The following is a 19778-nucleotide window of genomic DNA, read 5'->3' on the forward strand; positions in this document are numbered from 1 at the left end:
CGGTCTCGCGAGCGGTTCGTGGTGCGCGGTCATTTGGTGATCGACAGTTCGCCCGGCGCGCCGGCGAGCGTGCGGCTCGGCGACGAGGTGGCGATCATGATGATGAGGGTGAGGATGTAGGGCGCGGCGTAGAAGAGGTAGTAGCCTTGCGTGACGCCCACCGACTGCAGCGCCGGGCCGAGCGCGCCCGCGCCGCCGAACAGGAGTGCCGCGGCAAAGCAGCCGAGCGGGTTCCAGCGCGCGAAGATGACCAGCGCCACCGCCATCAGCCCCTGGCCCGACGAGATGCGCTCGGTCCAGCTGCCGGGATAATAGAGCGACAGATAGGCGCCGCCGATGCCGGCCAGCGCGCCGCCGACGCCGGTGGCCAGCAGCCGCACTGTGTTCGGGTTGAGGCCCATGGCGCGCGCCGCATCGGCGCTGTCGCCGACCACGCGCACGATCAGGCCGACGCGCGTGTTGCGGAAGGCCCACCAGAGGAAGACGGCAAGTGCGGCACCGATCAGGAACAGCACGTTGACGTTGAGCGCTGCCTGCACCTGCGGGATATCGGACCAGGCGCCGAAGGGGATCGCAGGCAGGTCGGGCGCCGAAGGCTGGATGAAGGGCTTGCCGAAGAAGAAGGCGAGCCCGGTGCCGAACAGCATCAGAGCGATTCCGATGGCGATGTCGTTGACTTTCGGGAACTTGCAGATCCAGCCATGGAAGAGACCGAAGCAGAGGCCCGCGACCGCCGCGGCCAGAAGGCCGAGCCATGGCGAGCCGGTCATCACAGCGACCGCGTAGGCGCTCATGGCGCCGAACACCAGCGTGCCTTCCAGGCCGAGATTGATGCGGCCGGAGCGCTCGGTGATGGCTTCGCCGAGCGAGACGAAGATGAAGGGCGTGGAGACGCGGATGGCGCCGCCGAGCATGGCGAGCGGCACGCCCCATAGCCCGATGTCGGTCGTTTCCATCAGGTGCTCCTCTGCCAGAGGTCCGGGTTGAAGAGCTTGAAGCGGCCGTAGAAGGTCTCGCTGAACAGGATGACGATGAAGAGCATGCCCTGCAGCACCAGAACGGTCGCGTCGGGCAGGTCCATGCGGCGCTGGATCAGGCCGCCGGACGCGTCGATGCCGCCAAGCAAGATGGCGACGGGGATGATGGCAAGCGGGTTGTGGCGGGCGAGGAAGGCGACGAGGATGCCGGTATAGCCGTAGCCGGCGGCGAGCGAGCCGTTGGCGCTGCCCTGCACGGCCGCGACCTCCAGCATGCCGGCAAGGCCGGCGAAGCCGCCGGCCAGCGCGGTGAAGCCGACGATCAGCGGACCGACGGCCAGTCCCTGGACCTGCGCTGCCCTGACATTGCCGCCGGCGATGCGAGCGGCAAAGCCCCAACGGGTCTTCTCGATCAGCAGCCAGGAGAGCACGCAGGCGAGGATGCCGACGACCAGGCCCCAATGCACTTCCATGCCCGGTATGTTGCCGACGCGGTAGATGTCGGCCAGCGGCTGGGTCGAGGGTTTGTTGAGCGAGGCCGGGTCACGCAGCGGCCCTTCCACCAGATGGTTCATCAGCGCGATGGCGATGTAGGCCATCAGCAGGCTGGAGATGGTCTCGTTGACGGCCCGATAATGGCGCAGCGCGCCGACGACACCTATCCAGATGCCGCCGGCGGCTGCGCCCCCCGCGCCCATGAGAAGGATAACGAGAAAAGACGGAGCGCCGTTCAGCGCCACGCCGATGGCCGCCGCGGCGACGCCGCCCAGCACGATGGCGCCTTCACCGCCGATGACGACCAGGCCAAGGCGCGCCGGCAGCGCCACGCAGAGCGCCGCAAGCAGGAGCGGCGCGCCGCGCGACAGCGAATTCTGGATCGAGAACCAGGAGCCGAAACCGCCTCGCCACATCGTCTCGTAGAGCTGGACCGGCGACTTGCCCACAGCCAGGATGAACAGGCTGAACAGCACCATGCCGACGACCAGCGCCGCGAGCGGAATGACGAAGGCCTCCGCCCGCCTGGCGATCCATTCGAGCGCCGCCCGGTATCCCCTGGCATCGAGGATGGTCCGCACGTCCGGGCTGCTCACAGTGTCCGCCATATTCCCGTCTCCCCTCGGCTCGCGCTTGAAGCGTGCTTCAAGGCCTTGTTCGGATGCGTGTCGTTATCCCAAAACCGCTGCGCATTTTTGGGCGACACGCAAAGCCTCAGGCCGTCGAGCCGACGACGCCCTCGACGAGATAATCCATGCTTTCGAGCTCGATGGCGGTCTCGACGAAGGCCTGGCCTTCGGTCGCGACGACAGCGCCCTTGTTGCTCTTCAATGGTCCCTTGATGACGGAGAAGCCGCCCTTCATCATTTCGGCCAGCGTGGCGTCGAACTGCTTGCGCGCGGCTTCGCCGACGGCGGGGCCGAGCGGGCTCATCTTGACGAAGCCGTCGGCAAGGCCGCCGCGCGTGAAATTGGGCAGCGGCTTGCCGGCGATGAGGTCGTCGACGAACATCTTGTAGACCTTGGCCCAGTTCCACTCCGCGCCGGTCAGGTATTTTTCCGGCGCCAGCGGGCTCTGGTTGGCGTGGTAGCCGCAGATGAAGGCGCCGCGTCCGGCGGCCGTCTCGACCACCACCTTGGGGCTGTCGACATGGCAGGTGACGACATCGGCGCCCTGGTCGATCAGCGCATTGGTTGCCTCGGCCTCCTTCACCGCCAGGGACCATTCGCCGGTGAAGATCACCTGGCAGGTGATCGCGGGATCGACCGAGCGCGCGCCGAGCAGGAACGAGTTGACGTTGAGCAGGACCTGCGGGATCGGCTTGGCGGCGACGAAACCGAGCTTCTTCGACTTGGTGGTGTGGCCGGCGACGACGCCGTTCAGGTACTGGCCCATGCCGATATAGCCGAAATAGGAGCCGGCGTTCATCGGGTGCTTGTCCTTGTTCCACATGCCGCCGCAATGGCGGAACTGCACGTCGGGGAATTTGGCGCACATGGCCAGCATATGCGGATCGAAATAACCGAAGGAGGTCGGGAAGATCAGCGAGGCGCCGTCGAGATTGATCATCGATTCCATCGTCTTCTGGACGTCGACCGTCTCCGGGACGTTCTCTTCCTCGACGATGGAGATGCCTTCGACGCCCTTCAGCGATGCTGCGCCTTCAGCATGCGCCTGGTTGTAGCCATAGTCATCCTTCGGGCCGACATAGATGAAGCCGACGGTTGCGGCGGCGGCGCGCGCTGCGCGGATCGGAAAGGCCGCCGAGGCCAGTCCGAACGCCGCTCCGGCGGCGGAGGTCTTGAGCAGGTCGCGGCGGCTAAGCATGAATTTCCCGGTCATATCGAATGCTCCCCTTTCTTGGACCCTGGTGGGTCGGTTTAACGCCTCGTCAAGAAAGTGCATGCAATCGCTGTGCCAGTTCCTTTTTCTGATTTTCTGTAATAAAATCAATGAATGAATTTAGAAGGCATGCATAAACCAAAGGCAAGTGCATGCACTTTTTGCCTGAAAAACAGTCAATTTGACATTGAGGTCAAAATCTAGGCATACAGGGATGCAGCCTTGAGTCGAAACAGCCCGTGGGCCGTCCACCTTGCGGGCCGCCTGCAATAAACTGGGCGGGAGGAGACGTGTCGGGAAAGCGCAGCTTGGTCAGGTCGGGAACGACCGTGGATCAGATGGTGCGGGCGATCGCCGACCGCATCGTCACCGGCTATCTGCGTCCCGGTGAAAGGCTCGACGAGGGCTCGCTTGCCGCCCGCTTCGACGTTTCGCGCACGCCGGTCCGGGAGGCGCTCGGCCAGTTGAGCGCCATGGGTCTCGTAGAAAGGCGACCCAATAGGGGCGCCATCGTCGCTGTGATCACGCAGGAGCATCTGGCCTCGATGTTCGAGAGCATGGCCGAGCTGGAGGCGATCTGTGCCCGCTTCTCCGCCGAGCGCATGACCGGCGCCGAGCGCCGCTCGCTGGAGCTCGAGCATCAGGCGTCGGCGCGTCTAGTGCAGCTCGGCGCCGAGGAGGACTACGAGTATTTCAACACTGAATTCCACAGCAGGCTTTATCGCGGCGCCCACAACACGCATATCCACGATCTGACGGTGGCGACCCGCAGCCGGCTGGCGCCGTTCCGTCGCGCACAGTTCATGCTGCCGGGCCGGCTGGCCAAGTCCTGGCAGGAGCATGATGTGATTGTCACCGCGATCATGCGCGGCGATGCGGCGGCGGCGGGCAAGGCGGCCCGGGATCATGTCTCGATCGTCAGCGAGGCGAGCGCGGTGTTCGCGACCGTCGATCCGATGGAGTCGAGGCTCAGCCGATCCGCGCGTCGATGATCTCGACGAAGCGCGCGAAGAGACCCGCCTGCGACTTGATCTTCAGCTTGCGATAGATGTTGCGGCGGTGGACCTTGACCGTCCCCGGCACGATACGCAGCGCCCTGGCGATCGATTCCGTGGAATGGCCCTGAAGCACGAGGTCGACGACCTGCTTTTCGCGTGAGGTCAGCGACAGGCTTTTCCAGATATGGGCGCGGTCGAGCTCGTTGGTCGTCGCGATGGTGTCGCCGGAGGGTTGGATCGCAACCTCTTCGGTGGGCAGAGACGGCCAGCGCTGCCTGCAGAAGCCGATCACCGCCGGCGCCATGTCGCGCAGCAGCCTGGCATCCGCCGTTCCGAACGGGCCGGTGGCGCGCAGCCGCATCAGCGACAGCACGAGCGCGTCCTTGCCGGCTAAAGGCACGAAGAAGCCGACTTCCTCGGCGAGCCGGGTCTGGCTGTAATAGGAGCGGTAGTATTCGCTGGCATAGAAGCGGTCGGGCGCCAGCTCGCGCATGCGCCAGAAACCTTCCTTGCGCTCGACCGCAGCGTGGTGGAACGGGTCGAGCAGATAAGGCCCTTCCTGATAGAGCGCGACGAAGATGTGGCTTTCGGCCGGCGAGAAGGTCTCGAACAGCAGCGGGGGCCGCGCGGCGCCGCGATAGCCGAAGATCACGCAGTGATCGAAGCGCACTTGCCCGCGCAGCCAGCCGACGATCGCCTTGCCGAAATGGTCGCCCGCCGTTTCGCGCGACGCGGCGATCACGGCGGCCAAGGCGTTGTAGTCGTCACTGCGGGAGGCGACCAACTCATACCCCTCTAAACGATAAAATCAGCTAAATATACCACCCGCGAGGTATATACTAGATGCTATTGGCTCTGCTAGCGTCGCGACATTGCCTCACGCTGTCGCTGGAGCCCGTGGCTTGACTGCAGTGCCCGATATCGAATTTCGCGCGGTCACCAAGCGCTACGGCGCGGTCACAGCGGTAAGCGGCATCGACCTTGCCATCCCACCTTCCGCCTTCGTCGCGCTGCTCGGTCCGTCCGGCTGCGGCAAGACGACCTGCCTGCGCATGATCGGCGGCTTCGAGCAGCCGAGCGAGGGCCAGGTGCTGATCCGCGGCCGCGACATGGCCGGCACGCCGCCTTACCGGCGGCCGGTCAACATGGTGTTCCAGCAATATGCGCTGTTCCCGCATCTCGATGTCGAGGAGAACATCTCCTATGGCCTGCGCCAGGCAAGGCCGCGGCTGTCGTCGCGTGAGATCAGCCAGAGGGCAGGCGAGGCGCTGGCCATGGTGCAGCTCGCCGGCTACGGACGCCGCAAGATCCACGAGCTTTCCGGCGGCCAGCAGCAGCGCGTCGCGCTCGCCCGCGCGCTGGTCAACAAGCCGGCGGTGCTGTTGCTCGACGAGCCATTGGCGGCGCTCGACAAGAAGCTGCGCACCGATATGCAGATCGAGCTGCAGAATTTGCAGCGCGAGATCGGCATCACCTTCGTGCTGGTTACCCACGACCAGGAAGAAGCGCTGTCGATGAGCGACTTCGTCTGCGTCATGAATGGCGGTCGCGTCGTCCAGCTCGGGCAGCCGAGCGAGATCTATGACGAGCCGGCCGACCTGTTCGTCGCCGATTTCGTCGGCAAGACCAATCTCTTGAGCGGCAAGGTGGCGGGGCTTTCCGGCGACCTAGTCAATGTCGCGCTCGCCGACGGCACGGTGATTGCGGCGCGCAAGCGGGTGCCGCTCAGCCGCGGCGAGGCGGTATCGGTCAGCCTGCGGCCGGAATCGCTCAGCTTGTCGGCGCCCGGAAGCGGCGCCCTGAAAGGCATCGTCCGCAACCGGATTTTCCTGGGCTCGACGGCGGAGTACGCGATCGAGGTCCAGGGTATCGGATCACTGCTCGCCAAGGCCGACCACGTGATCGGCCAGGGCAATCTCTTCAAGCCGGGCGAACCCGTCGCCATCGGCTTTGCCGCCGGAGCGCCGCTGGCGTTTCCGCACGCCAAGAACAACGGGACCAACCAGAGGGAAGACCAAAATGCCGAAATCTTACCGTGACGGACTGCCGATAACCCCCGATAAATTCGTCGACCAGTTGATGCGCCTGAAGCGCGGCTCGATCAGCCGGCGCGACTTCCTCGGCCTCACCGGCCTCGGCGTCGCCACCGCGGTGATGGCGCGCGAGCTCGGCATCACGCCGACGCCGGCCTTCGCCGCCGAGAACCTCGGCGACCGCATGTCGATCGCCACCTGGCCGAACTACCACGACCCGCAGACCTTCGAGAACTTCAAGGCGGACACGGGTGTGGCCGTCGAGGTCAATGTCTTCGGCTCGAATGAAGAAATGCTGGCCAAGCTGCAGGCCGGCGGCTCGGGCTGGAGCCTGTTCGTGCCGACCAACTACACCATCTCGACCTACAAGAAGCTCGGCATCATCGAAGCGCTCGACATGGCCAAGCTCGGCAATTTCGACGGCAAGTCGGAAGACGCTCGCTTCACGGCAGAGGGCACGATCGACGGGACGATCTACGCCGTGCCGAAGAACTGGGGCACGACCGGTTTCGCCGTCAACACCAAGAAGCTTTCCAAGCCGATGTCGAGCTGGAAGGAGTTCTGGGACACGGCGATGGCCGAGGGTGACGGCCGCACCATGGTGCATGACTACCAGCTCACCACCATCGGCAACGCGCTCAAATATTACGGCTATTCCTTCAACTCGCTGAAGCAGGACGAGCTCGCCAAGGCCGAGGAACTGCTGCTCAAGGTCAAGCCGCATCTGTTCGCGGTGTCGAGCGACTATCAGCCCGGAATGCGCGCCGGTGATGCCTGGATGACGATGTGCTGGACCAATGACGGCGCGCAGCTTCACCGCGACATTCCCGAGATCGCCTATGTGCTCGGCAAGGAGGGCGGCGAGATCTGGACCGACTTCTACGCCATCCCGAAGGATGCGCCGAACAAGCCGGCCGGCTATGCGCTGCTCAACTATCTGATGAACCCGAAAGTCGCGGTGAAGGAGCATCTGGCCAATGGCGCGCCCTCGACCGACGCGCGCGTCAACGCGCTGCTGCCGAAGGAGGTGCTCGACAATCCGATCCTCTATCCGGCGGCCGACCTGTTGAAGCCGCTCGAGTTCGGCGCCGCCGCGACGCTGACCGATCCGGGCCGCGCCGAGTTGATGGCGCGCTTCAAGTCGGCTTGAGCGAGACCGGCTACAAACCCAAACCAGACAATGCGACCGGCGGACTGTCGTCCGCCGGTTCCCAACCGGCTTTCCCGATGCGCGGCAGTCTCTTTCGCAAAAACCTCGTGACGACGCTGCTGCTCGCTCCGGCGGCGCTGTGGCTGGTCGTCTTCCTGGTGCTGCCCTTCATTGCTATCGCCATCTTCAGCGTTGGCGAGAGGGCGCCGGAGGGAGGCTACCAGGCAGCGCTGACTTTCGCGCAATACGCCAATTTACCGGCGCGGGCGACCGCCTTCTGGAACACGATGGTGCTGGCGCCCATCGGCGCGCTCGCCTGCCTGCTCGTCGCCTACCCCGTCGCCTACTATCTTGCGCTGCGGGCGCCGCAGCGCTGGCGGCTGATCCTGCTTGCGATGATCGTCATCCCGTTCTGGACCAGCCTTCTGATGCGCACCTATGCCTGGATGTATATCCTCGGCGGGCGCGGCATCCCGGCCCTGCTTGCCTATGTCGGTATCGAGGATCTGCGGCTGATCAACACGCCGGGCGCGGTGCTGCTCGGCATAGTCTATGGCTACCTGCCGCTGATGATCCTGCCGATCTATGTCAGCCTGGAACGGCTCGACCGCCGGCTGCTGGAAGCCTCCGCCGATCTCGGTGCTACGCCGCTGTCGACCTTCCTCGGCGTGACGCTGCGGCTGTCGCTGCCCGGCGTGATGACCGGCTTCTCGCTGGTGATGATCCTTTTGCTCGGCGAATATCTGATCCCGACGCTGCTCGGCGGCGGCAAGGTCTTCTTCATCGGCAACGCGCTGGTCGACCTGTTCCTGCAGTCGCGCAACTGGCCGTTCGGATCGGCCATCGCCATCACGCTGGTGCTGGTCTCGGTGGTGGTGCTGATCGTCGCCAACCGCATCTCGACCCGGCTTTCGGGCGCGCGCCGGGTGGATCTGATCTGATGCGCGCCTTCGTCGTTGCCGTCTTTGCCTTCCTCTATCTGCCGATCGCGCTGGTCGTGCTGTTCTCCTTCAATGCCGGCCATCATGCCAGCGAGTTCACCGGCTTTTCGGTGCAATGGTACGGCAAGGCGCTGTCGAACCCGTTCCTGGTCGAGGCGCTGAAGAACAGCCTGTTCATCGCCACCACCAGCGCGCTGCTTGCGGCCTTTTGCGGCACGGCCGCGGCGCTCGGGCTGCAGCGCGTCGGCGCGCGCACCCGGGCGCTCTTCGACGCGCTGCTGGGCGCGGCGATCGTCGTGCCGGGCGTCGTCATCGGCATCTCGACGCTGGTGGCGCTGGTGCAGCTCTTCGCGGTCGTCAATCCGTTCCTCGCTTCGCTGTGGCCCACCGACCAGCCGCCGCGCCTTTCGCTCGGCTATGGCTCGATCATCGCCGCGCACGGCCTGTTCTCCATGGCGCTGGTGACGATGATTGTCGGCACGCGGCTCTCGAGCCTCGACCGCAATCTGGTCGAGGCATCGAGCGACCTCTACGCTACGCCGCTGACGACGTTCCGCTCGATCGTGCTGCCGCAGATCATGCCGGCGGTGATCGCGGGCTTCCTGCTCGCCTTCACCTTCTCCTTCGACGACTTCATCATCGCCTTCTTCGTCGCCGGCGCGCAGACGACGCTGCCGATCTACGTCTTCGCCTCGATCCGGCGCGGCGTGACGCCGGAGATCAACGCCATCGCGACGATCGTGCTCTGCGCCTCGGTCCTGCTGGTGCTGCTGGCGCAATGGCAGCTCGGCCGTCGAAAGCCATCGCCTTGAAAGACCAATCCATGATCCTGAAAGACCGTATCGCCGTGGTGACGGGCGCCGGATCGGGCATCGGGCGCGCCGGCGCCATGATCATGGCGCGGGAAGGGGCGCTCGTGGTCATCGCCGACCGTGATCCGGCTGCCGGCGCAGCCACCGCTTCCGATATCCGCGACGCCGGCGGCCGCGCCGAGGCGGTCGCCACCGATGTCGGCGACGATACGGCCGTCGAGGGGCTCATCGAGGGAACGCTCGGCAGGTACGGCCGGATCGATATCTTGCATAGCCATGCCGGCATCCAGGTCGGTGGCACGCTGACGGAAGTCGGCACGGATGGCATGGACGCTTCGTGGCGGATCAATGTGCGGGCGCAGTTCCTGGCGGCCAAGACCGTCATGCCGGCGATGATCGCGCAGGGCGGCGGCGTCATCCTCAACACGGCCTCCAATTCCGGCGTCTTCTACGACCGCGAGATGATCGCCTACGCCACGTCGAAACACGCCGTGGTGGCGATGACCCGGCAGATGTCGCTCGACTATGCAAAGCACAATGTACGCATCAACGCGCTCTGCCCAGGCTGGGTCGACACGCCGTTCAACGCGCCGTTCATCGCCCAGATGGGCGGACGCGATGCAATCGAAAACTATGTCCGCACGAAGATTCCGATGGGGCGCTGGGCGAGCGCGGAGGAGATCGCGGAAGCGATCCTGTTCCTGGTCTCCGACCGCTCGTCCTTCATGACCGGACAGGCGCTGGTCGTCGACGGCGGCGAGAGCATCGGCTGATCTGGCCCAGCAAAGCGGACTTGCGCCAGCGGCTATGATCAGTCAAATCATAAACTCCGCCATTTTGTTTTTACGCAATTCCGGACGGAAAACCGCTCACACTTTTCCTGGAATTGCTCTAATAGGACCCGTCATGCAACCCGCAAAACAGCAATACCGCGCCAGGCATTTTGTTGCCTGCGGTATTTCTTTTGCGCGCGCGGGACATCACTGACCATGCGCTGCTGCCGCCACGAAAACCTGCAGCGCGCGGAGGAGACCAAGGTGGGCTCGCATGTCGTTCGCGACGGCTGGACCGAAGGAGTGCAGGACGCGCTGACCCCGGCCCATAGGCCGGCCATCAGGCGGGCGTCCGTCCTCGGATAACGCAGCTTAGATAACGCCCCACCCGGAACGGACATGCCCGCCGAAGCGATCTCTCCTTCGTACGGACATGACCAATGCCTGACAATCTGAACACCACATTCCCCGGCGCGGACACGCAAAGCTGGCTGAGGACGCACGCGATCAACGAAGTCGAATGCTTCGTACCGGACGTCAACGGCGTGTTGCGCGGCAAGACCTTGCCGGTAGCCAAATTCCTGAAGTCGCTCGACGACCGCGCGCTCTATTTGCCGAGCAGTGCCTTCCTGGTCGCGATCGATGGCCGCTATTCCGGCTCCATCGACGAGGGCTTTGCCTATTCCGATCCGGACATGCGCATGGTGCCGGACGTTTCGAGCCTATGCCTTGCGCCCGGCAGCGCCGGCAGAGCCTATGTTTTCGCCGACACGTTCCATATGGACGACCGGCCCTGGATGGTTTCGCCGCGCCATGTGCTGAGGGCGGTGCTCGACCTCTATGAGCAGCGCGGCTGGCGCGCGGTGATGGCGCCGGAGCTCGAGTTCTATCTCACGGCCCCCAATCCCAACCCGGACCAGCCTCTGACCGCGCCGGTGGGGCGCAACGGCCGGCCGGAAAGCGTGCAGCATCCTTACGACATGCAGGCACTGGAGGAATTCGAACCGGTGATCCAGCGCATCTACGCTCATGCGGCGGCCGCAGGCCTGCCGCTCGAGACGTTGATCCATGAATCCGGCACGGCGCAGCTCGAGATCAACTTCCTGCATGGCGATCCGCTGGCGCTCGCCGACAAGGTGCTCTTGTTCAAGCGCCTGGCGCGGCAGGCAGCGCAGGCGAACGGGATGCACGCCACCTTCATGGCCAAGCCGATCGCCGCGCAGGCCGGCAGCTCGATGCATCTGCACATGTCGATCGTGGACCGGAAGGGCGAGCCTTTGTTTGCCGGCACGGACGGCGAGGACAGCGCGATGTTCGCGCATTTCATCGGCGGCCTGCAGAAATACATCCCCGAAATCATGCCGTTGTTCGCGCCCAACGTGAACTCCTACAGGCGCATCCGGCCGAACCACAGCGCTCCGGCCAACATCGAGTGGTCGCACGACAATCGCTCCTGCGGCCTGCGCGTGCCGATGGGTGGGCGCGCTGCCCGCCGCATCGAGAACCGGTTGCCGGGGGCTGACGCCAATCCCTACCTTGCCATGGCGGGCTCGCTGATCGCCGGCTATCTCGGCATCGAGGAGAAGCTTGCGCGCTCGGAAGAGGCCTTTGGCAATGCCTATAAAAGCAAGAGCACACTCCCCAAGACGATGGAGGAAGCGCTCGATCGTTTCGCCGCCTGCGAGCCCGTCCGGGCGTTGCTCGGCGAGGATTTCTTCCAGACCTATCTTCGCGTGAAGAGCGTTGAACTCGACCTGTTCCAGAGCGTCGTGACGTCCTGGGAACGCGACCACCTGTTGCTCAAGGTGTGACCATGGCTTCGCGTTCGACAGGGTTCAATTCCGGTCTCGATATCGGCAAATCCTATTATGTCGCCACTGCCAATCCGGCGCCTGACCATCCGGCACTTGCCGGCGATGTCGAGGCCGACCTGGTGGTGGTGGGCGGCGGCTGCACCGGCCTTTCGGCGGCGCTGCATGCGGCCGAGCGCGGTCTTAAAGTGGTCCTGCTCGAAGGCGGCAAGATCGGCTGGGGCGCTTCGGGCCGCAATGGCGGCCAGATGATCCCCGGCCTGCGCAAGGGCGCCCGGGGCCTGGTCAAGTCCTTCGGGCCGGAGCGAGCGAAGGCGCTGTTCGACCTCGCCTTCGAGGCACGCGGGCTGGTGCTCGACATCATCGAGCGCCACGGCATCGACTGCGATCTGCGCCTGACCGGCCATCTGGTCGGCGCGGTCAACGGCTCCGACGTGCGCGACTTTGAGGACGAAGCCGAATGCCTCGCCAAGGTGATGAACTTCACCGATGTCGAGATCCTCTCGGCGGCTGAGGCGCGGCAGATGGTCGACACACACTATCAGGGCGCGGTCTATGAAAGGCTCGGTGGCCACATGCATCCGCTCAACTACACGCTGGGGCTTGCGCGCGCCGCGGTTGGCGCCGGCGTCGTCATCCATGAAAACTCGGTTGCCGTCCGGCTGGAGCGCGAGCCTTCCATCCGGGTGTTCACCGACAAGGGCTCGGTCCGTGCCAGGCATGTGGTGCTGGCCGGCGATGCGCTGCTGAAAGGACTGGAGCCGCGCGTCAACAGCCGCATCATGCCGGTCGGCAACTACATCGTCGCCACCGAGCCCCTGGGCGAGCGCAATGTCATCCCGGCCAATGTCGCGGTCTCGGACACGCTGTTCGTGGTCAACTATTACCGCATGTCGGCCGACGGCCGCCTGCTGTTCGGCGGCGGCGAGCGCTACACGCCGTCGCCGCCCGCCGACATTGCCGGTTTCGTGCGGCCGCATATGGAAAAGACCTTTCCGCAGCTCAAGGGCTGCCGCATCGACCACGCCTGGGGCGGGCTGGTGTCGGTGACGACGTCGCGCCTGCCGCATGTCGGGCACTATGGCGAGGTCTATTTCGCGCATGGCTATTCCGGCAAGGGCGTCATCCTGTCGACGCTCTCGGGCAAGCTCCTGGCGGAAGCGATCACGGGCGATGCCTCGCGGCTCGACCTGTTCTCGACGCTGACGCCGCTGCCGTTTCCCGGCGGCACGGCGCTGCGCGGCCCGCTCTACGTGCTTGGCATGCTGTGGTACGCGATGCGCGACCGGCTTAGACACTGACGCTGGTTTCCTTTCTCCGGCGTGGCTAATGTCGCCAACGCCGGGGAGCGAGAAGGAGGGGCGATGAACATCGAGCCGGGCCGACTGACGAAGAAGGAGCGACATGAGCTGATCCTGTCGGAGGTGCGGCGCTCGGCGTCGATCCGCATCTCGAAGCTCGCGCGCCGCATCGGCGTCGCCGGCGAGACCATCCGCCGCGATCTCATCGAACTCGGCGAGGCGGGGCTCATCAACCGCACCTATGGCGGCGCCACCATCTCGCTGGTGACCTCGGAGCCGGTGATTGCCGAACGCGGCCTCACAATGGTCGAGGAGCGGGCCCGCGTCGGGCGTGGCGCGGCCGGGCTGATCGAGAAGGGCTCAATCGTGATGATCGATGGCGGGTCGACCACCTACGAGGTGGCGCGCAGCCTGTCGCAGCTCGGCCGGGATCTGACGATCATCACCAACTCAATCGGCGTCGCCTCGGTGGCCGGTGCCAATCCCGGCTTCCGCGTCATCCTCTGCCCCGGCACCTATGACAGCCGCGAGGCCGCGGTGCTTGGCGAGGACACGGTCGAATTCGTGCGCCGCTACAATGCCGACGTTGCCGTCATCGGCGCCTCGGCGCTGAACGCCGAGGGGCCGAGCGACATGATCTCGGGCGCGGCGGCGGTGAAGCGGGCGATGATGAGGCGGTCGCTGTCGACGATGCTTGTCGTTACCAACGACAAGTTCGGCCGCAGCGGCCTGGAGCGCGTCTGCGCGCTGAGCGAGATTTCAGACATCGTCACCGACAGCGAGCCGGCAGCCGAACTGCGCGCCGCGATACATGAGGCGGGCGGCGAGTTGCACGTCTTTGCCGAGTAGGTAATCGACTAAGCGTCGCGATTGGTCAGCGCAATGTGGCAGCAGCCGGAGCCGTGGCCCGGCGTCCATGTGACATTGTCGAAACGAACGCCGGTCGCCTCGAACAGGCCACGGTCGAAGGCGCCGGCGATGCGGCAGAGCGTGGCGAGTTTCTCCTCGCCGACACCGGCCTCGACCCAGGCGTCCTTCAGCGGGCAGCGCTTGACCTTGAAGGCGATGCGGTCCGGCCCGCGCTCGACATGGGTCGGATACATGCGCCCGCCATCCGGACTGACGGCGAGGAACGCCTCGCCGATCGCCGGCGCGTCGTTGGGACCGAAGCTGGCGAAGGCCGCAGCCGCGACTTCCCGGCCGCGTTTCTCGATGGTCCGGATCATCACCGCCTCGGCCTGCTCGGCGCCGAGCTCGGCGGTCAACTCGTCGAGGAAGAGGCGATAGAGATCGGCGCGGTTGCGAAAGGCGGAATCAAGCTCGCGCGACAGTTTCTCGGCTCTGGCTGTTTCGGGATCGGTCATGGTGCGTCCTGATTTTTTGTTTGACCATGATCTTGCCCGCAAATCGGTTGCCACTTTGCGGGATCATGGCCGGTTCCTGGTCAATCTTGGCGCCGCCTCGACAAGGGCCTTGCCGACCGGCGATTGCGGGTTGGCGATGACGGCGCGGGCATCGCCGCTCTCGGCGATCCGGCCGGCATCGAGGATGACGACGCGATGCGCCACGGCGCGGATGACGCCGAGGTCATGCGAAATGAACAGATAGGCGATCCGTTCCCGCCGTTGCAGGTCGAGCAGCAATTCCAGGATCTGCCCACGCACCGATACGTCGAGCGCCGACACGGCTTCATCGAGCACGATCAGTGATGGTCGCGTGGCGATGGCGCGCGCGATCGCAACGCGCTGGCGCTGGCCGCCGGAAATCTCGTGGATGGCGCGCGCGGCAAGGCCGGCGTCGAGGCCGACGCGCTCCAATAACGCCGCAATCCGGCGCGGGCGCTCGGCGCGGGAAGCGATGTTGTGAATGCGCAAGGGATCGTCCAGCACGCGCGCCACGGTGGCGCGGGGATTGAAGGCGGCGAGCGGATCCTGGAACACCATTTGCAGGCGGGCGCGGCGCGCGCGCAAAGCGGCGCCCGACAAAGCGAGGAAGTCGGCGCCTTCGAAGCCGATGCGGCCGGCATCGGGCTCGATCAGCCGCAGCACCAGCCGCGCGATGGTGGATTTGCCGCTGCCGGACGGGCCGGCGAGCGCCAGCGTCTCCCCCGGGCCGACTTCGAAGGACACCTCGTCGACCGCGGCGAAAGGCTTGCCGCCGCGATGGTAGCGCTTGGTTAGGTTGGAGACGGCAAGCAGGCTCATGCCGAAACGCCCTGTCGGTCTAGCAACGGGTTGGCGTCGAGGCCGAGATGAGCGTCGAGCAGGGCGCGCGTATAGGCATGGCGCGGTGCGTTGAGGATCTGGTCGGTCCCGCCGAGCTCGATCAGTTCGCCATGGCGCAGCACCGCGATGCGATCGGCAAGCGCGGCGGCAAGCGCGATGTCGTGGCTGATGAAGATGAGCGTCATGCCGTCCTCGCTGACCAGCCTGCGGATCAGGGCGACGATCTCGGCCTGGACGATGGTGTCGAGGGCGCTGGTCGCCTCGTCGGCGATCAGGAGCGTTGGTCCGGCGGCAATTGCCGCGGCGATGGCGACGCGCTGCTTCTGGCCGCCGGAGAGCTGGTGGGGGTAGGCATGCAGGGCTGAGCTCGGGTCGGGGAGGCGGACCCGTTCGAGGAGGGTTTTGGCTTTGGCGCAGGCGTCTTTCCAGCCGAGGCCGAGATGGGTCCGCGTGACTTCGGCGATTTGTTTGCCGATCGGCATCACCGGGTCGAGGCTGGAAGAGGGGTCCTGGAAGACGAAGCCGATCTCGCGGCCGAGGAGGGGGTGGCTTGTGGCAAGTACGGACGGTTGGCGATCCTCCGCCTTGGCGCCAGCGCTTGCCGGCAGGAACCAGTCCACGCGCCCGCCAATCTCGGCACCCCTCGCCAACAACCCGGCAGCCGCCAGTGCCAGCGTGCTTTTTCCCGAGCCGCTTTCGCCGATGATCGCCAGGCGCTCTCCAGCCTCCACATCCAGGCTGACGCCCTTGAGCGCCTGCACCGCGACGCCGTCGCGCCGATAGGCCACCTTCAGATTCCGAATAGAAAGCAACACCGTCACGACAGGCTCCTGCTCACTGCAGTGCTTTCCACCACGCCCTCGCCGGTGAGGTAGATGCCGAGAACGGTCAGCACCAGCGCGACGCCGGGTACGACCGACAGGAACGGCGCGGTGCGCAGCACCGTGCGGCCTTCGGCGATCATGCCGCCCCAGGTGACGCGGTTGGGGTCGCCGAGGCCGAGGAAGGAGAGTGCCGCTTCGGTGAGGATCGCCGCCGCGACGATCACGGAAGACAGCGCCAGTACCGGGGGCAAGGCGTTGGGCAAAACCTCGCGAAAAGCGATCTCCAGCGGATGCATGCCGATGACGCGGGCGCCGGCAACGTAGTCGCGCTCACGGATCGATAGCACTTCCGCGCGGGCGACGCGCGCGGGTCCGGTCCAGGCGCTGAGCGCGATCGCCGCGACGACGACGCCCAGCGAGGGGCCGACGATGCTGACGAAGGCGAGCGCAAGCAGGAAGCTCGGCACGGTCTGGAAGGCGTCGGTGACGCGCATCAGCGCTTCGTCGATCAGGCCGCCGGCAAAGCCGGCCAAAGTGCCGACAACGGCACCGATCAAGAGCGCCGCGGCGGCGGCTGCCAGCCCGACGGCAAGCGAGGTCCGGGCACCGTGAAAAAGCTCGGCCAGCACGTTGCGGCCGAGCCGGTCGGTACCGAGCGGCACCGACCAGTCCTGGAACGGCGGCTGCAGCGCCGGGCCGGCGATGGCCTGCGGGTCGCCGGGAAAGAGCAGCGGCGCCGCCAGCGCCATCGCGGCCAGCAGGGCGAGGATAAGTGCGCCGGCGATCGCTTCCGGCGTGCGGAAGAAACGGCGCAGCCGGTTCATGCGCTTGCCTCGCCGGCACCTACGCGCGGATCGAGGACAGCGTAGGCGAGGTCGACCAGAAGGTTGATGACGACGACCAGGACGGCACTGAACAGGATGATGCCGAGCAGCAGCGGCGTGTCGCGCCCGGCGACAGCTTCCTGCGCCAGCCGGCCGAGACCGGGCACGGCAAAGACGCTTTCGATGACGACGCTGCCGCCCAGCATCTGTGCCGATTGCAGGCCGAGCATGGTGACCAGAGGCAGAAGTGCGTTGCGGGCGACATGGGCAAGCACAATGCGCCGGCGCGGCAGGCCCCTGGCGCGGGCTGCGAGGACAAAATCCTGCCGCCAGGCTTCGGCCATGCCGGCGCGCATCATGCGCAGATAGAGCGCGAGATAGATGAAGCCCAGCGCCGAGACCGGCAGCACGAGATGGACGGCAATGTCGGCGGCGCGGGAAAACCCGGTTTTGCCGGAGGCGATGGTCTCGATGCCGCCGATCGGCAGCCAGCGCAAATCGACGGCGAAGACGACGATGAGCACCAAGCCAAGCCAGAAGCCGGGCACGGCATAGAGCGCCAGCGAGCCGATCGACAGGAAGCGGTCGCGGAGGCTGCCGGGCCGCGCACCGGCATAGATGCCGAGCGCCGAGCCGAGGCCGAAAGAAAGCGCGGTGGCGCTGCCCATCAGGATCAGCGTGGTCGGCAGGCGTTCGAGGATGATTTCGCGGATCGGCCGCGAGAAGGTGACTGACTGGCCGAGATCGAGACGCAGCAATGCCCAAAGGTAGTTTGCCAGCCGCGTCAGCTCCGACTGGTCGAGGCCCCAGCGGTGGCGCAGCAATTCGATCATGCCGGCATCGCCGCCAGTCGAGACAATATAGGCGTCGACCGCATCGCCGGGTGCGGCTTCGAGCAGCAGGAAGCTGCCGATGACGACGATAAGCAGCACGAAAACGCTGCCGACGAGGCGGCGGCGGAGGAGGATGAGGGCGCGGGTCATACGCGCCTCGATGTGGTGGCCCGCTGATGGCAATAGGATATGCCGAGCCCAGGCCCCCCTCTCTGTCCGGCAGGAGAGAGAGGGGGGTGACGGAACGCGGCCTCCGACCAAATTCCGATTTCTTCGCGAACTCTCATCCGCGCGAATGTGTCACGATTCCAAATAAGTGTCCGCCCAGTTCGACACCGCCCAGCGCGGGTTGTTGGCGATGTTGCCGACGGTATCGCGGGCGACGCTGATAAAACTCCATTCGGCGACATTGATCAGCGGTAGGTCGGCGGCCACCTTCTTCTGGAACTCCTTATAGAGCTCGGTGCGGGCCGAGGTGTCGAGGGTCTCGGACGCCTTGACGATCAGCGCGTCGAGCTCGGCGTTCTTGTAGCCGCCCTGGTTGGAGAAGGGCACGCCGTCGGGAATACCGCTCTGCACCAGGATGGTGGTCGAGATCGCTGGGTCGCCGCGGAACACCGGCGGTCCGACGGCGAGGTCGAAGGCGTGGTCGGTGTAGACGGCCTTGATGTGCGCGGCCGAGTCGTTGTTGACGATCTCGGCGTCGATGCCGATCGCCGCCAGCGCCTGGCGCAGGTAATCGCCGAACTGCTTCGTTTCGTTGAAGTAGGGCGCCGGCAACAGCTTCAGCGCAAAGCGTTTGCCGTCGTCGGCGCGCTTGTAGCCGGCTTCGTCCAGCAGCGCGTTGGCCTTGGCGACGTCGAACGGATAGGTCGGCACGTCGGCGGTGTAGAATTGCGGGTCGTTCTTGGGCACCGGTCCCGTGGCGGTCGCGGCGTAGCCGAGGAAGACCGTCTTGACGACGAAATCCTTGTCGATGGCATGGGCGATGGCCTGCCGCACTTTCAGATCGGCCAGTTCCTTGCGGCGGTGGTTGACCTCGACGACGAGCTGATAGGTCAGCCCCTCATAACCCTTGGTAATGACCTTCAGGCCCGGCACCTTGGAGATCCGGTCGAGATCGGCGAGCGGCACGGCGGAGAAGGCGGCGAGCTGGATCTCTTCCGCTTCCAGCGCGGCGGCCGCAGATGTGCGATCGGGGAGCACCTGGTAGACGATCTCGTCGAGATAGGGCTCGTCCTTGCCCCAGTACGCGTCGTTCCTCGTCAGCCGGTAATATTGCCCGGCCTTGTATTCGGCGAATTTGAACGGACCGGTGCCGACCGGCGCGTTGTTGGCAGGATTCTCCTCGATCTTGCCCACCTCATAAAGGTGCTTCGGCACGACGCTCGACAGCGCTGGCAGCGCGTTGCGGATGAGCTGGAACGGCGTCGGCTTGGCGAATTTGAAGATCGCGGTCAGCTCGTCCGGCGTGTCGACGGCAGCAAGGTCCTTGAACACCGTGCGGCCGAGATTCTGCAGCGGCTTCCAGATCTGCAGCGCCGAGAAGGCGACGTCGGCGGAGGTGAAGGGCTTGCCGTCATGCCATTTGACGCCGTCGCGCAATTGGAAGGTAACCGACAGGCCGTCGGCAGCACCCTCCCAGGAAAGCGCGAGCCGCGGCTGAAGCCCGTCCTTGCCGTCGAAGGAGGCCTCGGCCAGCGTCTCGACGATCTTGCTGGAGAGGAAGAAGACGCCGTTGGAGGCAACGATCGCCGGGTTGAGGTTGCGCGGTTCGGAATCGGCGGCCAGCACCAGTCGGCCACCCTTCTTCGGCGTCTGCGCAAAGCCGATGGTGGGCAGCGCGGTCGAAGCCAGCAGCAGCGCCGAGCCGGCCAGCAGGCCGCGGCGTGAAATCGTCAATTCGGACATCGTTCAAACTCCCCTCTCCGCACCGTGG

19 protein-coding genes are annotated in these 19778 nt (G+C 65.6%); 9 read left to right on the forward strand and 10 right to left on the reverse strand.

What is annotated here, in order from left to right; genetic code table 11:
* Window positions 1-29: 29 nt before the first annotated feature.
* The 3 genes from DPM35_RS05155 to DPM35_RS05165 form a co-directional block, all read right to left on the reverse strand.
* A complete protein-coding gene (locus DPM35_RS05155; RefSeq protein ID WP_112126280.1) occupies window positions 30-956 on the reverse strand; it encodes an ABC transporter permease in 927 nt (308 codons plus the stop codon).
* A complete protein-coding gene (locus DPM35_RS05160) occupies window positions 956-2080 on the reverse strand; it encodes an ABC transporter permease (protein ID WP_112126281.1) in 1125 nt (374 codons plus the stop codon). The genes DPM35_RS05155 and DPM35_RS05160 overlap by 1 nt, the downstream gene beginning before the upstream one ends.
* Before the next feature lie 106 nt (window positions 2081-2186).
* Complete coding sequence (locus tag DPM35_RS05165; RefSeq protein ID WP_112126282.1) at window positions 2187-3314, reverse strand: BMP family ABC transporter substrate-binding protein; 1128 nt, start codon at window positions 3312-3314, stop codon at window positions 2187-2189.
* Between the two features lie 308 nt (window positions 3315-3622).
* Between DPM35_RS05165 and DPM35_RS05170 the strand changes: the two genes are divergently transcribed.
* On the forward strand, window positions 3623-4306 hold the full coding sequence (locus tag DPM35_RS05170) for a GntR family transcriptional regulator (protein WP_112126283.1): 684 nt from the start codon (window positions 3623-3625) through the stop codon (window positions 4304-4306).
* On the opposite strand, the gene DPM35_RS05175 is transcribed toward DPM35_RS05170, so the two are convergent.
* Window positions 4284-5096 (reverse strand): helix-turn-helix transcriptional regulator, encoded by an 813-nt coding sequence (locus DPM35_RS05175; protein WP_112126284.1) that lies wholly within the window; start codon window positions 5094-5096, stop codon window positions 4284-4286. The two genes, DPM35_RS05170 and DPM35_RS05175, sit on opposite strands and share 23 nt — an antisense overlap.
* A gap of 118 nt (window positions 5097-5214) precedes the next feature.
* Here DPM35_RS05175 and DPM35_RS05180 point away from each other — a divergent pair, with 118 nt between their 5' ends.
* From DPM35_RS05180 to DPM35_RS05215, 8 genes are all read left to right on the forward strand, one after another.
* Window positions 5215-6351 (forward strand): ABC transporter ATP-binding protein, encoded by a 1137-nt coding sequence (locus tag DPM35_RS05180; protein WP_112126285.1) that lies wholly within the window; start codon window positions 5215-5217, stop codon window positions 6349-6351.
* Window positions 6332-7495 (forward strand): ABC transporter substrate-binding protein, encoded by a 1164-nt coding sequence (locus tag DPM35_RS05185; protein WP_112126286.1) that lies wholly within the window; start codon window positions 6332-6334, stop codon window positions 7493-7495. Before DPM35_RS05180 ends, DPM35_RS05185 begins: the two co-directional genes overlap by 20 nt.
* Before the next feature lie 77 nt (window positions 7496-7572).
* Window positions 7573-8436 (forward strand): ABC transporter permease, encoded by an 864-nt coding sequence (locus DPM35_RS05190; protein WP_112127045.1) that lies wholly within the window; start codon window positions 7573-7575, stop codon window positions 8434-8436.
* Window positions 8436-9248: an ABC transporter permease gene (locus DPM35_RS05195; RefSeq protein WP_041010367.1), complete on the forward strand. Its 813-nt coding sequence runs from the start codon at window positions 8436-8438 to the stop codon at window positions 9246-9248. Before DPM35_RS05190 ends, DPM35_RS05195 begins: the two co-directional genes overlap by 1 nt.
* An 11-nt stretch (window positions 9249-9259) precedes the next feature.
* Window positions 9260-10021: an SDR family NAD(P)-dependent oxidoreductase gene (locus tag DPM35_RS05200; RefSeq protein WP_112127046.1), complete on the forward strand. Its 762-nt coding sequence runs from the start codon at window positions 9260-9262 to the stop codon at window positions 10019-10021.
* A gap of 440 nt (window positions 10022-10461) precedes the next feature.
* On the forward strand, window positions 10462-11832 hold the full coding sequence (locus DPM35_RS05205) for a glutamine synthetase family protein (RefSeq protein ID WP_112126287.1): 1371 nt from the start codon (window positions 10462-10464) through the stop codon (window positions 11830-11832).
* A gap of 2 nt (window positions 11833-11834) precedes the next feature.
* Window positions 11835-13133 (forward strand): NAD(P)/FAD-dependent oxidoreductase, encoded by a 1299-nt coding sequence (locus DPM35_RS05210; RefSeq protein ID WP_112126288.1) that lies wholly within the window; start codon window positions 11835-11837, stop codon window positions 13131-13133.
* Window positions 13134-13196: 63 nt separating this feature from the next.
* The gene (locus tag DPM35_RS05215) at window positions 13197-13982 is read left to right on the forward strand and encodes a DeoR/GlpR family DNA-binding transcription regulator (protein ID WP_245431447.1); all 786 of its coding nucleotides are present in this window, start codon (window positions 13197-13199) and stop codon (window positions 13980-13982) included.
* Window positions 13983-13990: 8 nt separating this feature from the next.
* Here the strand turns inward: DPM35_RS05215 and DPM35_RS05220 are convergent, their stop codons facing one another.
* From DPM35_RS05220 to DPM35_RS05245, 6 genes are all read right to left on the reverse strand, one after another.
* Window positions 13991-14497, reverse strand: a complete 507-nt coding sequence (locus DPM35_RS05220) for an L-2-amino-thiazoline-4-carboxylic acid hydrolase (RefSeq protein ID WP_112126289.1) — start codon at window positions 14495-14497, stop codon at window positions 13991-13993.
* A 63-nt stretch (window positions 14498-14560) separates the two neighbouring features.
* Window positions 14561-15337 carry an ABC transporter ATP-binding protein gene (locus DPM35_RS05225; protein WP_112126290.1) on the reverse strand — a complete coding sequence of 259 codons (777 nt, stop codon included), beginning with the start codon at window positions 15335-15337 and terminating at the stop codon, window positions 14561-14563.
* Entirely contained in the window at window positions 15334-16179 is an 846-nt protein-coding gene (locus tag DPM35_RS05230) for an ATP-binding cassette domain-containing protein (RefSeq protein WP_181591935.1), read from the reverse strand. Before DPM35_RS05230 ends, DPM35_RS05225 begins: the two co-directional genes overlap by 4 nt.
* On the reverse strand, window positions 16176-17006 hold the full coding sequence (locus DPM35_RS05235) for an ABC transporter permease (RefSeq protein ID WP_112126291.1): 831 nt from the start codon (window positions 17004-17006) through the stop codon (window positions 16176-16178). The genes DPM35_RS05230 and DPM35_RS05235 overlap by 4 nt, the downstream gene beginning before the upstream one ends.
* A complete protein-coding gene (locus DPM35_RS05240) occupies window positions 17003-17989 on the reverse strand; it encodes an ABC transporter permease (protein WP_112126292.1) in 987 nt (328 codons plus the stop codon). Before DPM35_RS05240 ends, DPM35_RS05235 begins: the two co-directional genes overlap by 4 nt.
* Window positions 17990-18139: 150 nt before the next feature.
* Entirely contained in the window at window positions 18140-19750 is a 1611-nt protein-coding gene (locus tag DPM35_RS05245; protein WP_112126293.1) for an ABC transporter substrate-binding protein, read from the reverse strand.
* Window positions 19751-19778: the final 28 nt, after the last annotated feature.

The sequence above is a fragment of the Mesorhizobium atlanticum genome (genome assembly GCF_003289965.1).
Lineage (GTDB): Bacteria > Pseudomonadota > Alphaproteobacteria > Rhizobiales > Rhizobiaceae > Mesorhizobium > Mesorhizobium atlanticum.

Excerpts from the sequence above, each read along its gene's own strand:
- DPM35_RS05155 (WP_112126280.1), bottom strand. The coding sequence starts at position 956 with ATGGAAACGACCGACATCGGGCTATGGGGCGTGCCGCTCGCCATGCTC.
- DPM35_RS05160 (WP_112126281.1), bottom strand. The coding sequence starts at position 2,080 with ATGGCGGACACTGTGAGCAGCCCGGACGTGCGGACCATCCTCGATGCC.
- DPM35_RS05165 (WP_112126282.1), bottom strand. The coding sequence starts at position 3,314 with ATGACCGGGAAATTCATGCTTAGCCGCCGCGACCTGCTCAAGACCTCC.
- DPM35_RS05185 (WP_112126286.1), top strand. The coding sequence starts at position 6,332 with ATGCCGAAATCTTACCGTGACGGACTGCCGATAACCCCCGATAAATTC.
- DPM35_RS05190 (WP_112127045.1), top strand. The coding sequence starts at position 7,573 with ATGCGCGGCAGTCTCTTTCGCAAAAACCTCGTGACGACGCTGCTGCTC.
- DPM35_RS05195 (WP_041010367.1), top strand. The coding sequence starts at position 8,436 with ATGCGCGCCTTCGTCGTTGCCGTCTTTGCCTTCCTCTATCTGCCGATC.
- DPM35_RS05200 (WP_112127046.1), top strand. The coding sequence starts at position 9,260 with ATGATCCTGAAAGACCGTATCGCCGTGGTGACGGGCGCCGGATCGGGC.
- DPM35_RS05205 (WP_112126287.1), top strand. The coding sequence starts at position 10,462 with ATGCCTGACAATCTGAACACCACATTCCCCGGCGCGGACACGCAAAGC.
- DPM35_RS05210 (WP_112126288.1), top strand. The coding sequence starts at position 11,835 with ATGGCTTCGCGTTCGACAGGGTTCAATTCCGGTCTCGATATCGGCAAA.
- DPM35_RS05215 (WP_245431447.1), top strand. The coding sequence starts at position 13,197 with ATGAACATCGAGCCGGGCCGACTGACGAAGAAGGAGCGACATGAGCTG.
- DPM35_RS05220 (WP_112126289.1), bottom strand. The coding sequence starts at position 14,497 with ATGACCGATCCCGAAACAGCCAGAGCCGAGAAACTGTCGCGCGAGCTT.
- DPM35_RS05225 (WP_112126290.1), bottom strand. The coding sequence starts at position 15,337 with ATGAGCCTGCTTGCCGTCTCCAACCTAACCAAGCGCTACCATCGCGGC.
- DPM35_RS05235 (WP_112126291.1), bottom strand. The coding sequence starts at position 17,006 with ATGAACCGGCTGCGCCGTTTCTTCCGCACGCCGGAAGCGATCGCCGGC.
- DPM35_RS05240 (WP_112126292.1), bottom strand. The coding sequence starts at position 17,989 with ATGACCCGCGCCCTCATCCTCCTCCGCCGCCGCCTCGTCGGCAGCGTT.
- DPM35_RS05245 (WP_112126293.1), bottom strand. The coding sequence starts at position 19,750 with ATGTCCGAATTGACGATTTCACGCCGCGGCCTGCTGGCCGGCTCGGCG.